The 12,289-nt window shown below is 59.8% G+C and carries 13 protein-coding genes; 7 read left to right on the top strand and 6 right to left on the bottom strand.

Annotated elements, in window-relative coordinates:
• Positions 1–132 precede the first annotated feature (132 nt).
• The 3 genes from leuD to EFD56_RS07390 form a co-directional block, all read right to left on the bottom strand.
• Positions 133–741 (bottom strand): 3-isopropylmalate dehydratase small subunit, encoded by a 609-nt coding sequence (gene leuD, locus EFD56_RS07400; RefSeq protein WP_010009214.1) that lies wholly within the window; start codon positions 739–741, stop codon positions 133–135.
• Between the two features lie 133 nt (positions 742–874).
• A complete protein-coding gene (locus EFD56_RS07395) occupies positions 875–1,297 on the bottom strand; it encodes a VOC family protein (protein WP_010009215.1) in 423 nt (140 codons plus the stop codon).
• A 108-nt stretch (positions 1,298–1,405) separates the two neighbouring features.
• Entirely contained in the window at positions 1,406–1,639 is a 234-nt protein-coding gene (locus EFD56_RS07390) for a hypothetical protein (RefSeq protein WP_003589579.1), read from the bottom strand.
• A 113-nt stretch (positions 1,640–1,752) separates the two neighbouring features.
• On the opposite strand from EFD56_RS07390, the gene EFD56_RS07385 reads away from it, so the two are divergent.
• Together EFD56_RS07385 and EFD56_RS07380 are read left to right on the top strand one after the other, a co-directional pair.
• Positions 1,753–2,658 carry an HpcH/HpaI aldolase/citrate lyase family protein gene (locus EFD56_RS07385; RefSeq protein ID WP_064828755.1) on the top strand — a complete coding sequence of 302 codons (906 nt, stop codon included), beginning with the start codon at positions 1,753–1,755 and terminating at the stop codon, positions 2,656–2,658.
• Positions 2,658–2,864 (top strand): DUF1737 domain-containing protein, encoded by a 207-nt coding sequence (locus EFD56_RS07380; RefSeq protein WP_010023100.1) that lies wholly within the window; start codon positions 2,658–2,660, stop codon positions 2,862–2,864. Before EFD56_RS07385 ends, EFD56_RS07380 begins: the two co-directional genes overlap by 1 nt.
• 117 nt (positions 2,865–2,981) lie before the next feature.
• On the opposite strand, the gene EFD56_RS07375 is transcribed toward EFD56_RS07380, so the two are convergent.
• Positions 2,982–3,419, bottom strand: coding sequence for a metallopeptidase family protein (locus tag EFD56_RS07375; RefSeq protein ID WP_004675276.1), 438 nt, complete (start codon positions 3,417–3,419; stop codon positions 2,982–2,984).
• Between the two features lie 163 nt (positions 3,420–3,582).
• Here EFD56_RS07375 and EFD56_RS33125 point away from each other — a divergent pair, with 163 nt between their 5' ends.
• The 5 genes from EFD56_RS33125 to bfr are packed head-to-tail and all read left to right on the top strand — an operon-like array spanning position 3,583 to position 10,444.
• On the top strand, positions 3,583–4,527 hold the full coding sequence (locus EFD56_RS33125; RefSeq protein WP_064828754.1) for an ImuA family protein: 945 nt from the start codon (positions 3,583–3,585) through the stop codon (positions 4,525–4,527).
• Complete coding sequence (locus EFD56_RS07370; protein WP_281040032.1) at positions 4,439–5,986, top strand: Y-family DNA polymerase; 1,548 nt, start codon at positions 4,439–4,441, stop codon at positions 5,984–5,986. The genes EFD56_RS33125 and EFD56_RS07370 overlap by 89 nt, the downstream gene beginning before the upstream one ends.
• Positions 5,983–9,441 (top strand): error-prone DNA polymerase, encoded by a 3,459-nt coding sequence (locus EFD56_RS07365; protein WP_085743515.1) that lies wholly within the window; start codon positions 5,983–5,985, stop codon positions 9,439–9,441. The genes EFD56_RS07370 and EFD56_RS07365 overlap by 4 nt, the downstream gene beginning before the upstream one ends.
• A 57-nt stretch (positions 9,442–9,498) precedes the next feature.
• A complete protein-coding gene (locus tag EFD56_RS32915) occupies positions 9,499–9,993 on the top strand; it encodes a (2Fe-2S)-binding protein (RefSeq protein ID WP_237351500.1) in 495 nt (164 codons plus the stop codon).
• Positions 9,959–10,444 (top strand): bacterioferritin, encoded by a 486-nt coding sequence (gene bfr, locus EFD56_RS07355; protein ID WP_041683812.1) that lies wholly within the window; start codon positions 9,959–9,961, stop codon positions 10,442–10,444. Before EFD56_RS32915 ends, bfr begins: the two co-directional genes overlap by 35 nt.
• Positions 10,445–10,515: 71 nt before the next feature.
• Here bfr and EFD56_RS07350 read toward each other — a convergent pair whose 3' ends face one another.
• On the bottom strand, positions 10,516–11,049 hold the full coding sequence (locus EFD56_RS07350; protein ID WP_085743514.1) for an RNA pyrophosphohydrolase: 534 nt from the start codon (positions 11,047–11,049) through the stop codon (positions 10,516–10,518).
• 24 nt (positions 11,050–11,073) lie between these two features.
• On the bottom strand, positions 11,074–12,264 hold the full coding sequence (locus EFD56_RS07345) for a divergent polysaccharide deacetylase family protein (protein WP_085743513.1): 1,191 nt from the start codon (positions 12,262–12,264) through the stop codon (positions 11,074–11,076).
• Between the last annotated feature and the right edge of the window lie 25 nt (positions 12,265–12,289).

The following is a 12,289-nucleotide window of genomic DNA, read 5'->3' as shown; positions in this document are numbered from 1 at the left end:
CCTGGCGCTTTAGGTTCTGTGTTGCAGCATGTCGTTGCCGCAAAACCGCTGGGGACTTTTGCGCGGCATGCTTTCGAGCAAAGAAAAAGCCGGGCGAAAGCCCGGCTCGATCGATCGTCATCCGTTGGGTTTTTAAGCGGCCCAGGGGTGCGAAGCGGCGTTCTTCTTTTCGAATTCGTCGATCGCTTTGCCCTTTTCCATGGTCAGGCCGATATCGTCGAGGCCGTTCAGCAGGCAGTGGCGTTTGAACGCGTCGAGATCGAATTTGATCGAGCCACCGTCCGGACCGGTGATTTCGAGGTTCTCAAGATCGACGGTCAGGATGGCGTTGGAGCCGCGCGAAGCGTCGTCCATCAGCTTATCGAGATCTTCCTGGCTGACCTTGATCGGCAGGATGCCGTTCTTGAAGCAGTTGTTGTAGAAAATGTCGGCGAAGCTCGTGGAGATCACGCAACGGATGCCGAAATCGAGCAGCGCCCAGGGAGCGTGTTCGCGCGAGGAACCGCAGCCGAAATTGTCGCCGGCGACCAAGATCTTGGCATCGCGATAGGCCGGCTTGTTCAGCACGAAATCGGGATTTTCGGAGCCGTCTTCGTTGTAGCGGGCTTCGGCGAAAAGGCCCTTGCCGAGGCCGGTGCGCTTGATGGTCTTCAGATAGTCCTTCGGAATGATCATGTCGGTGTCGATGTTGACGACCGGCAAGGGCGCCGCAACGCCCGTCAGCTTCACGAATTTATCCATGACCATGCTCCATTTCAGCAAACGTAGTTTCCTGAATTTGCATCTAGTCCAGTTTTTCGCCGAAATGAAGGAGAATCTTTCGAAAGTGGCGGCCACGCGGCGTTTCGCGCGGCCCGCCCGTTGAATGCGGCCGTTATTTGCTGGGCGCGTTCAACCCCCAGAGGACGCCGAACGGATCGCGAAGCTGGCCGTAGCGGTCGCCCCAGAACATCAGTTCGATCGGCATGACGACTTCGGCGCCGGCCGCCACCCCGCGCTCCCACCAGAAATCGATATCGTCGATGACCAGCTGGATGGCGAAGCCTTCATGGCCTTTGAAAGGATGGCCGTATTCGGGATAGGCATCCGACAGCATCAAGGAGCTGCCGTTGATGTAGAGATGAATATGCATTGTCCGGCCGCTCTCATCGACCGGCACGATATAGGCTTCTTCGGCGCCGAAAGCCTTCTTGTAGAATTCCGCGGCTTTCACCGCGCCGTCGACCGTCAGATAGGGCAGCAAGCCATTCTTGACCGGCGGCAGCTTGGCCGGATTGGTTTCCGTCGTCGTATCCATGCTCATCCTCCATCGTGTTCAAGCGCCGGCTGAATGCCTGGCTGCTTCAAAGACGTATCATGGACGCATGATGCGACAATGTCGGTCGGTTTTTTTGAGTGAAGCTGCTTAGAGATCGATGATCGTGCCGCGACCGTCGTTCCAGATGCGCATCTCGCGTTGGCCGTTGTTTGCCTTGGCACGGACCGGAGCGGGCTTCATCTTCATCGAAAGGGCGCGGCCGACCATGAGCACGGTCAGGATGCCGCCGACAGCGAGCGTCACCGAAAAGGTGAAAAGCAGCATGGCGACAAAAACAGTGGCGCCGGCAAGCATGAAGAAGATGGAGCGAATGTTCTGCATGGGTTTGATACCTTTCTACAGAAAGGAATGTGGTCCTTCTTTTTTCTCTCTGCAAGGCAAGCATGGCTTTTTGTTGTCTTGCCGGGCTTTGCGAAGCTTGGCACTAATGATTGATGAGCCGAACAACCCCTCTCCGTTCCTTCAATCTGCGCCGCTCGGTGCTGAGCGTGCCCGCGATCAACCTGCGGGCGCTTGAAAAAAGCCATTCCCTTGATTGCGATGCGGTTATTTTCGACCTGGAGGATTCCGTGGCGCCCGAGAAAAAGGGGCAGGCGCGGGAAAATCTGCGGGCCTTTTTTGCCGGGCCGCCGCTTGAAGGCAAGGAAAGGATTATCCGCATCAATTCTTTGTCATCCGAATTCGGAGCGGCGGATCTCGATCTGGTCAAGGCGCTTTTGCCCGACGCCGTGCTGCTGCCGAAGGTGGACGAGCCTCAAGATGTCACTGACGTCAGCGATCTGCTTGCCGATGCGGATGCGCCGGAGGAGCTGCGCATCTGGGCGATGATCGAGACACCGCGCGGCGTGCTGAATGTCGGGTCGATCGCCGGATCCGGCCGCACGGCGGGTTCAAGGCTCGATTGTCTCGTCGTCGGGCTCAATGACCTGCGCAAGGAAACGGGCGTGCTTCCCCAGCCGGGGCGGACCTATCTCGTGCCCTGGCTGATGCAGGTCATTCTGGCGGTCAAGGCCTATGGGCTCGATGCGCTCGACAGCGTCTTCAATGATTTCCGAGATGGCGAAGGTTTCGACGCCGAATGCGAACAGGGCCGCGCCATGGGTTTTGCCGGCAAGATGCTGATCCATCCCGCGCAGATCGAAGTGGCCAACCGGCATTTCGGGCCAAGCCTGGAAGAGATTGCGGAAGCCGAGGCAATCATATCGGCCTTTGCCGATCCTGACGCCAGAGGCCTCAATGTCATCAATGTGAACGGGCGAATGATCGAACGGCTGCATCTTGTCCAAGCCGAAGCTCTGGTTCATAAAGCTCGCCTGATGTCTGCAAGAAAGCCCGCCTGATGAAACTCTACCGCTTCCTGACCGGTCCCGACGACGCCTCGTTCTGCCACAAGGTCACTGCCGCCCTCAACAAGGGCTGGTTGCTGGAGGGTTCGCCGACCTATGCTTTCAATGCCGCAACCGGCGCGATGCAGTGCGGCCAGGCCGTCGTCAAGACCGTCGAAGGCAAGGATTACGATCCGGAGATGAAACTCTCCGAGCAGTGAGTCCTACTTCCTTGAAAGTGATGGAGCGTCCTTAGCCCTGCCGAGGCGCGGTGCTTCAGCTCTTTGTTTTATGCATGTCATTATCCCCGACCGCTGCACACGTGCGGGCGACATGCATTAGCGCTCGGTGGCTTCCTCAGCGCTGGCCTCGATCCGCTCCATGTCCTCGTCGCTCAGCCCGAAATGGTGGCCGATCTCGTGGATCAGGACATGGGTGATAATATCGCCGAGCGTCTCGTCGTTCTCGGCCCAGTAGTCGAGGATAGGTCGCCGGTAGAGGCGGATGCGGTTCGGCATCTCGCCGGTTTCCAGCGTGAAGCGTTCGGAAATGCCCCTGCCCTCAAAAAGGCCGAGCAGGTCGAAAGGGGTTTCCAGCGCCATGTCCTCGAAAACGTCGTCATCGGGGAAATCCTCGATCTCGATCGTGAGGTTGGTCGTCAGCTGGCGGAATTCATCCGGAAGATGGCTGTAGGCCTCCATGGCCAGCGACTCGAAAGTGCTGATCGTCGGCGCATGGCGGTCCCGCCAATCATCGCTCTGGTCTATGCGGGCCATGAATATTCCTTCCTTTGCGGGCCCATATAGAACCTTTATCGCCGATTTTCGAGTGCGGAATCAAAGGCAGGAATAAATTCATAGAAAATGGTTGTTGACTCTTCTTCCGCTCTCTGGAATCCATAAGAACATAACAGGAACAAGACGGATCGGAGTAAACGCCATGGCGCAGAACGCCCTGGCGCGCGAGCGGCTTTTTGCGCTCCGCGAAACCATCGCCAGACTGGAGGGAAAGCCCGCGCCGGCACTTGCAGCGGCGGAGCAGGAAGCCTTGGCGCAAGGGCGCAAGACCCGCCAGGAACGCGTTCTGCCCCTCTTGCCGTTTGGGGTGGAGTTTGTCGATCGGGCGCTGGAAGGCGGCTTGCCCCTCGATGGGATTACCGAATTCCGCTCCGCGCTGTCTCGCGATGCCGGCGCGACAAGCGGGCTGGCGATGGCTGTTGCCGCGCGGCTGCAGAAACAGGAATCAGCTGCCGGCAGGCTTATGCCGTTGCTCTGGATCGGCGATGCAGTCGGCACGCTGGAGGCCGGCCGTCCCTATGCTCCCGGACTTCGGGATTTCGGGTTGAGCCCGGAACGATTTCTTCATGCCGCGCCGCGCAAGCTGGACGAAGCGCTCTGGCTCGCGGAGGCGGCGGTGGAAAGCGCTGCTTTCTCGGCCGTCATCCTCGAAGTGCGAGGCAACCCTGCGCATTTCGGCCTGACCGAAAGCCGCAGGCTCAGTCTCAGGGCACATGCTGCCCGCCGTCCGCTCTTTCTTCTGCGGCAGGCAGGAATGGAGGAGGCCAGCAGTGCGGCCTTGCGCCTGCATGTCGAACCGGGACCGTCAGGTCTGCGGCCGTTGCCGGATGGATCGAAGCTTGCCGGCAGTATCGGCAATCCGATTTTCCGTCTCACACTGGAGAAGAGCCGCAATCCGGCCCCGCTCTCCTTTCTCCTGGAGTGGAACCCCCATGAACACGAATTTTTCCCTGTCACCGAACCAAACCTCCTTCGTCCTCCAGGCGAACAGTCAGCGCATTCTGGCGCTCAGCTTCCCGCATCTGTCAACCGATCGTATCGCCCGCAGGCGATGGGGGCCCTCCTGGCGTTCGAAAGGGCGTCCTGAGGCGCCGTCCATCGTCTGTTCGGGCAAGCTCAACAATGCCATGCGGCTGACGGCACTGGACGAATTGGCCGAGCGGCTGGGGCTGAAGAAGGAACAGGGCGTCGCCGAAGCGCGCGCCATGTATCCGACGCTCGATGTGGTGGAAGAGGATCCGGCGGCCGACCGCCGGCTACTGGAAGCCATTTCCGACTGGTGCGACCGGTATACGCCTTTGGTGGCGTTCGACGGCAGGGACGGCCTGTTTCTCGACATTACCGGCTGCACGCATCTCTTCGGCGGCGAAAAGGCGCTTCTCAAGGATGTTCTGTCGCGGCTGTTTCATATGGGGATCGATGCGCGGGGCGCGATCTCATCGTCGCCGGGTCTTTCCTGGGCGGTGTCGCGCTTCGGACAAAGCGGCGTGATCGAGAATGAGGAGGCGGAGCAAGTGCTGATGTCCTTGCCGATCGCAGCTTTGCGGCTGCAGGGGCAAACCGTCGATGCGCTGAAGAAGCTCGGCCTGAAATATATCGGCGACGTCATCAATGCGCCGCGAGCGCCATTGACCCGCCGGTTCGGGCCGGAATTGCTTCTGCGTCTCGACCAGGCGCTGGGACATGAAGAGGAAGCGGTTTCGCCCCGTCGTCCCGTCGCCAGCCTTTCGGCCGAAAGCCGCCTGATCGAGCCGATCGGAACGGAAGAACAGATCCTTGCCGTCACCCGGCAGGTCGCTGTGTCGCTGCAGCCGTCGCTGGAGGCACGCGGCGCCGGCGGGCGAGTGTTCGAATTGGTGCTCTTCCGCGTCGACGGCAGGGTCTTCCGTATTTCCGTCGGCGCTTCGCAGCCGCTTCGCGAACCGAAATTTATCGCCGGGCTTTTTTCCGAGCGCCTGCAGGCGGTCTATGACGATCTCGATGCCGGTTATGGCTTCGAGATCGTGCGGCTGAATGTGGTGCGGCATGATCCCTTCAATGAAGCGCAGGCTGATTTCGAAGGCGATCGTCAGGGAGAAATCTCCCTTTCGGCTTTCGTCGACCGTGTCTCCGCCCGGCTGGGTGAGGATTGTCTGCAAAGTTTCCAACTTCGGGAGAGCCATGTGCCGGAACGCGCCGTCATCGCGGTTCCGGCGATGGACAATCTTTCCAGACGGGGGAAAGCCGAGCCGAAGGGGGTTCTTCCTTTCCGCCAAGAGCGCCCGTTGCGGCTGTTTGCAACGCCGGAGCCTGTCGAGACTGTGCTCGCCGAAGTGCCCGATGGTCCGCCGCAAATCTTTCGCTGGCGGCGCATGCAGCATCAAGTGGCAAAAAGCGAAGGTCCGGAGCGGATTGCCATGGAATGGTGGATCGACGGAAGTGACGCGGAGGCGCGCGATTATTTCCGCATCGAGGACGAGAGCGGCCATCGCTTCTGGATCTATCGTCGAGGTTTCTATGGCCGGGAACTCGATCCCCGCTGGTTCATGCACGGGGTGTTTGCATGAAGGGCGAGCGCGCATTTTTCGAGATCGGCGCGAGGACGAATTTCTCCTTCCTCGAAGGCGCCTCCAGCCCGGAAGAGATGGTCTTGCAGGCCGCTCATCTCCGGCTCGGCGGTCTGGGAATCGCGGACCGGAATTCGGTTGCCGGCGTCGTGCGTGCGCATGCGCAGGCGGAACAGATCGAGGAGAGATACAAGAACAGAGATGCGATCCTGGCCGAAGCGGAGAAGACCGGAAAAAAGGAAAGGATTTTCCATCCAATCCGGATACAGCCGGGCGCCCGTCTCGTCTTTTCCGACGACACGCCGGATATCCTCGCCTACCCATGCAATCGGCGAGGCTGGGCAAACCTCTGCCGCCTTCTCAGCGCCGGCAATCTGAAGGAGGAAGCGGTCAAGGGAAGCTGCATCCTGACGGAAGCGGAGCTCATGGAATGGGGGGACGAGATGATGCTTGCCCTCGTTGCCGATCGTACCCTTGTCGAGAGCCAGGCGGGCCAGACTGCGCTGGAGGATTATCTGGAGCGGTTTCGCAGACGTTTCCGCAAGGCTTTTTTTATGGTGCTGGCGCCGGCCTATGACGGTCGCGACAGGCAGGTGTTTGCAGTGCTTGCCATGCTTGCCGCCCGAAATCGCGTGCCGTTAATTGCGACCAACCAGCCGCTTTACCACCATCCCGAACGCCGGCCGCTTTCAGATGTCGTGATCGCGATCCGGGAGCATGTGCAGATATCACAAGCCGGATTCCTGCTGGCGCCGAATGCCGAGCGCTACCTCAAGGATTCACGTGAAATGGTCCGGATCTTCGGCGATTATCCCGATGCGGTCGAAAATACGCAGGTCTTTTTTGGCAAGCTGAGCTTTTCGCTGAAGGAGCTGCAGCACAATTACCCGTCTGAAAACGATCCCGGCGAAACGCCGCAGGAGACCCTCGAGAGGCTGACGAGGGCGGGAGCCGCAAAGCGCTATCCGCAGGGTGTCCCATCCAAGGTGGCGAAGCAGATCGATTATGAACTGAAACTCATCGGCGATAAGAACTACGCCTCCTACTTCCTGACGGTTCACAGGATCATTCAGCACGCCCGTTATGACCTCAAGGTTTTGTGCCAGGGACGCGGATCGGCGGCCAATTCGGTCATCTGCTATTGCCTTGAAATCACGGAAGTCGACCCTCAAAAGAGCACACTTCTCTTCGACCGTTTCATTTCGATGGACCGGGACGAGCCGCCGGATATCGACGTCGATTTCGAGCACGACCGGCGTGAGGAAGTCATCCAGTTCATCTACCGACGATATGGCATCGACCATGCCGGGCTGACGGCGGGAGTGACCACCTATCGCACCCGTTCGGCCGGCCGCGAGGTCGCCAAGGCTTTCGGCCTGTCGGAGGATGTTCAGTCGGCGATCAGCAGCCTCGTCTGGGGTTGGTCGGAGGACAATCTCTCCGATCGGGATGCCAAGGCGGCCGGTCTCGATGTCAAGGATCCAGTGACCCAGAACGTGTTGCAATATGCTTCCGAGCTTCTCGGCTTCCCGCGCCACCTCACCCAGCATGTCGGCGGCTTCGTCATCACGCGGGACCGGCTCGACGAGGTCGTGCCGATCATGAAGACGGCGATGCCGGATCGCTACATGATCGAATGGGATAAAGACGATCTCGACAACGTCAAGATCCTCAAAGTGGATGTGCTGGCGCTCGGCATGCTGACCTGTCTGCGGAAGGCCTTTTCGCTGCTTGAACTGCATTATGATGTCAAGAAGACGCTCGCAGACCTCGGCAACAGGGAGCATGGGGACGAGGGCAAGCCGGTCTATGAGATGATGGGCCGGGCCGATACGCTTGGCGTCTTCCAGATCGAAAGCCGAGCGCAGATGAGCATGCTGCCGCGCCTGAAGCCGAAGATTTTCTACGACCTCGTCATCGAGGTGGCGATCGTCCGGCCGGGGCCGATCCAGGGCGATATGGTCCATCCCTATCTGAAACGCCGGGAGCAGCGGGCCAGGAATATTCCAGTGGAATATCCAAGCAAGGAACTGGAAGCGGTCCTCGAAAGAACCCTCGGCGTCCCCTTGTTTCAGGAGCAGGCGATGCAGATCGCAATCACCGCTGCAGGCTTCAGGCCGGCAGAAGCCGACAAGCTTCGCAGAGCAATGGCGACATTCAAGCGGACCGGTACGATCGGCGATTTCGAGAAGCGGTTCATCGAGGGAATGGTCTCAAAGAATTACGATCCCGAGTTCGCAAAGCAATGCTTCAATCAGATCAAAGGCTTCGGTGAATATGGCTTTCCGGAAAGCCATGCCGCGTCCTTTGCACTGCTTGTCTATGCCTCTTCATGGCTCAAGGCCTATTATCCCGATGTCTTCTGCGCGGCCATGCTGAATTCCCAGCCGATGGGATTCTACGCGCCGGCTCAGCTGGTGCGGGATGCACGCGAACATGGGGTGAGGATCCTGGCGGTCGACATCAATGAATCCGAATGGGACTGTACGTTGGAAGAGGCTGTCTTCGACCGAAAGACCGTCGATTTCCGGCATGGGCAAATGCGGGAGATCATCAAGACCCGGCATGCGGTGCGGCTGGGTTTCCGGCAGATCAAAGGTCTCTCGTCAGACGATATGAAACGGCTCGTCGGCAATCGAGGGCAAGGATATGGTTCGGTGCGCGATCTCTGGCTGCGATCCGGTCTGCCGAAATCCGTCATCGAGCGACTGGCGGACGCGGATGCATTCCGATCCATCCATCTGTCGCGCCGGGAAGCGCTTTGGGCTGTGCGGGCACTGGATGTGAAGAGTGCGGCCGAAGAACTGCCTCTTTTCGAACAGGTTCGTCATATCGACCTTCAGCCCGAACCCGCGGCGAAGTTGCCCGATATGCTACCGGGCGAACAGGTGATCGAGGACTATCGTTATCTTTCCCTGTCGCTGAAAGCGCATCCCGTCTCGTTTCTGCGGGAGGAATTGCGAAAGGCGGGCATCACCCGCAATGTCGATCTTCTCAGCGTGCCCAACGGCAAGAGGGTGACGATTGCCGGTCTGGTGCTGGTGCGGCAGCGCCCGGGTTCGGCCAAAGGCGTGATCTTCATGACGCTGGAGGATGAAACCGGCGTTGCCAATGCGATCGTCTGGAACGCAATGTTCGACAAATACCGGGCAGTCGTCATGGGAGCTAGGCTCGTGAAAATCCGCGGCAGGCTGCAAAGCCATAGCGGGGTGATCCATACCGTCGTCGAGCATATCGAGGACATGACGCCGGCGCTTGGCATCCTGCAACGCGAGGCCCGCCGTTTCGGCGCCTGCGAGCGGTCGGACGAGGTATTGAGACCGGGAGGCGACCCGCGGCAGGCGGCGGAGGTGCGCAAAGGGGCGGGATTGGAAAAACGCATGATTGCCGAAGGCCGTCATGCGGGCGTGGCGGAAACCGCCCAGGTCATGCCGCGCGGGCGCAATTTTCATTGAACTTGTCGCGCCGATCGAAATCATGCCGGCATGATGGGATCATGCCCGCACGATCGGATGAGCACGATCGGATCATGCGAGCACGATCGGGATCGTCTGGTCATCTTTCGTGACCATACAATTTGCAACAGATTACGCCCATCGCTGCTGCCGACGGAGCCGGACTCGAATTTTTTCTTGACAGCCACCGTCTTCTTTAGCAGAAAACACGATAGTCAGTGTCATGTTTGGAATGAAGACGTGCTTGTCTGCAGCTGCAATTATATAACCGACAAGGAAATCCGGGAGGTTATCACTAACCTTCTCGACGAAGATTGTTGGCAGCTTATCGTGCCTGCAAAGGTCTACCACGCGATGGAAAAACGCGGCCGTTGCTGTGGCTGCTTCCCTAATGTGGTCGATATCATCATTCAGACGACCGAGGAATATCACGCCCGTCGCCACTCGACTGAGACGGAAATATTTGATTTCATGTCACGCTTGAAGCAGTTCCATGAGGAAAACAGGAGAGCGGACATTGAAAGGCGACAAAAAGGTCATCGAGCGGCTTAACGAGGCACTGTTCCTCGAGCTCGGGGCGGTCAATCAATATTGGGTTCATTATCGGCTGCTCGAGGACTGGGGCTACACCAAGCTCGCCAAGAAGGAACGCGCCGAATCCATCGAAGAGATGCACCATGCCGACAGGCTTGTCGCGCGCATCATCTTCCTCGAAGGTCATCCCAACCTGCAGACACTCGCGCCCCTGCGCATCGGCCAGAATGTCAAGGAAGTGCTGGAAGCCGATCTGGCCGGCGAATATGACGCCCGCACCGCCTACAAGAAGTCGCGCGATATTTGTTCCGAGGCCGGCGACTACGTTTCCATGAAACTTTTCGAAGAACTGCTGGCGGATGAGGAAGGCCATATCGACTTCCTCGAAACGCAGCTCGACCTGCTCGAGAAAATCGGCGAGAGCAAATACGGCCAGCTCAACGCCGATTCCGCCGACGAAGCCGAATAATTCGGACGGGAATGCCGGCCGCTCCGCGCGGCCGGTTTTTTCAATCTATCTTGCGGCGGCAAGCAGCCGGGTCAGTCTTCCGACTGCAGCGTCGCCAGATGCCGGAACTCGGCGATTACCTGGTCATAGACGGCGCGCTTGAAAGGGACGATCAGGTCCGACAGTTCCTGCATCGGCTTCCATTCCCAGGCATCGAATTCCGGATCATGACCGCCCGGCGGCGGGTTGATGGCGATCTCGCTTTCGTCGCCCTCGAAGCGGAAGGCGAACCAGCGCTGCGTCTGGCCGCGGAATTTCCCTTTCAATCCGATGCCGATCAGCGCCGGCGGCAGATCATAGTTGATCCAGTCTCTTGCTTCCGCCAGCAGGGTCACCGTTCGGATGCCGGTTTCCTCGTAGAGCTCACGATAGGCGGCATCCAAGGGATCCTCGCCTTTGTCGATGCCGCCCTGCGGCATCTGCCACAGCTGCGGCGAGCCATCATATTCGGAATTGCCGTCCGGGATCCGCCGCCCGGCCCAGACCAGGCCATCGCGGTTCAGGATCACCACGCCGACGCAGGGACGGTAGGGCAGATCCTCGGCTTTCACGGTCGCCTGGCTCATCTTCTTCTCCGTTCAGAAATTGTCTCAGGGGCTTCGCGGGTCGTTGGAAAGCGCCGCGACGCCGACGATCTCGATGCCGCGCATGGACGCTTCCTCGCTCCATCTGGCGATGGCGTCGACGCTTTCGTCGAAAGCCGAGGCGATGCCGATCGCCTGGCCATTCTTGCGGGCGATGTGCTCGAGCTCGTCGAGCTTTTTCAGAATGGCATTGATATCGAGCTGGCCGTCCAGCTGCAGGTCGGCAAAGGCATAAGGCAGTTCGGTGCCCCTGGCGACCGTCGCCGTTTTCGACTGGGCCGACGTGCCGTCGTCAAGGAAGAGCAGGCCGCGCTTGCCGATATCGCGCATAACAGGTTCCATGGCGGCGGGGTCGGAGAGGAAACGGCCGCCGAGATAGTTCATCACGCCGGTATAATTGGTGATTTCGCCCATCGCCTTGTGCAGGTTCTCGATGTTGCGGGCGACTGGCTTCGACGTCAGTAGCGTCTCCGGACCCGGATCATTGGCCGGGTAATCAAATGGCTCGAGCGGCACCTGCAGCAGAATCTCGTGGCCGCCGCGGCGGGCCTCCTGCATCCAGCGCTGCAGGCTGTTGCCGCTTGCAGCAAAGGCGAGGGTGATTTCCTCCGGCAATTCGGCGATGGCGCGCTGCGTCCCCGTCTGGCTGAGCCCGAGGCCGCTGACCACGATGGCAATGCGGATGCCGCGTGCGCCGGACGAGGGACGAGCATATTGGTCCATCGGCCGCCTCCCGTCGGGGCCGACGATCGGCAGCCTGCCAAACGCGGTGTCTTCGAGCAGCGCTTCATTGGGCTGGGCTGCCATGCGCGGATCCTGGCCGATCTGCATGGCATCGACCAGCACCGGTCCGCTGCCGTCGCGCGGGTGGGGACTGTATTTGGTAACGACGGAGCCATCGCCGGTGATCATCTGTTCGACATTGGCGCCCGAGCGCGGATCGGCGCGTGGCATGCCGTTTGCCGCCTGGTCGGCAGTGGCCGTCGGCGGCTTGCTGAGAGTCTGGCTTGCGGCCTGTTCGGTCGCCGGCGGTTTGGCGCGCTCCAGCCCCTCGCCCCGAAAGGCGGTATAGAGAGAAAAGCCGCCTATCGCGAAAAGGCACAGACTGGCAGCAATACGCCCGAGGCGCAGCACACCAGGACGCCGGCTACCGGTTTTGCGGTTGCGCCCCAAAGGCGCATGCAGGTCCGTTCCCAATTTTCTCGCCCGCTCCAAAACCGGG

The organism is Rhizobium phaseoli (assembly GCF_003985125.1).
Lineage (GTDB): Bacteria > Pseudomonadota > Alphaproteobacteria > Rhizobiales > Rhizobiaceae > Rhizobium > Rhizobium phaseoli.
The sequence above is the reverse complement of the archived record's forward strand: the minus strand, read 5'-3'. Positions and strand labels throughout refer to the sequence as shown.

Coding starts and splice junctions, on each gene's coding strand:
- leuD (WP_010009214.1), bottom strand. CDS start 741: ATGGATAAATTCGTGAAGCTGACGGGCGTTGCGGCGCCCTTGCCGGTC.
- EFD56_RS07395 (WP_010009215.1), bottom strand. CDS start 1,297: ATGGATACGACGACGGAAACCAATCCGGCCAAGCTGCCGCCGGTCAAG.
- EFD56_RS07390 (WP_003589579.1), bottom strand. CDS start 1,639: ATGCAGAACATTCGCTCCATCTTCTTCATGCTTGCCGGCGCCACTGTT.
- EFD56_RS07385 (WP_064828755.1), top strand. CDS start 1,753: ATGAGCCGAACAACCCCTCTCCGTTCCTTCAATCTGCGCCGCTCGGTG.
- EFD56_RS07380 (WP_010023100.1), top strand. CDS start 2,658: ATGAAACTCTACCGCTTCCTGACCGGTCCCGACGACGCCTCGTTCTGC.
- EFD56_RS07375 (WP_004675276.1), bottom strand. CDS start 3,419: ATGGCCCGCATAGACCAGAGCGATGATTGGCGGGACCGCCATGCGCCG.
- EFD56_RS33125 (WP_064828754.1), top strand. CDS start 3,583: ATGGCGCAGAACGCCCTGGCGCGCGAGCGGCTTTTTGCGCTCCGCGAA.
- EFD56_RS07365 (WP_085743515.1), top strand. CDS start 5,983: ATGAAGGGCGAGCGCGCATTTTTCGAGATCGGCGCGAGGACGAATTTC.
- EFD56_RS32915 (WP_237351500.1), top strand. CDS start 9,499: ATGAGCACGATCGGATCATGCGAGCACGATCGGGATCGTCTGGTCATC.
- EFD56_RS07350 (WP_085743514.1), bottom strand. CDS start 11,049: ATGAGCCAGGCGACCGTGAAAGCCGAGGATCTGCCCTACCGTCCCTGC.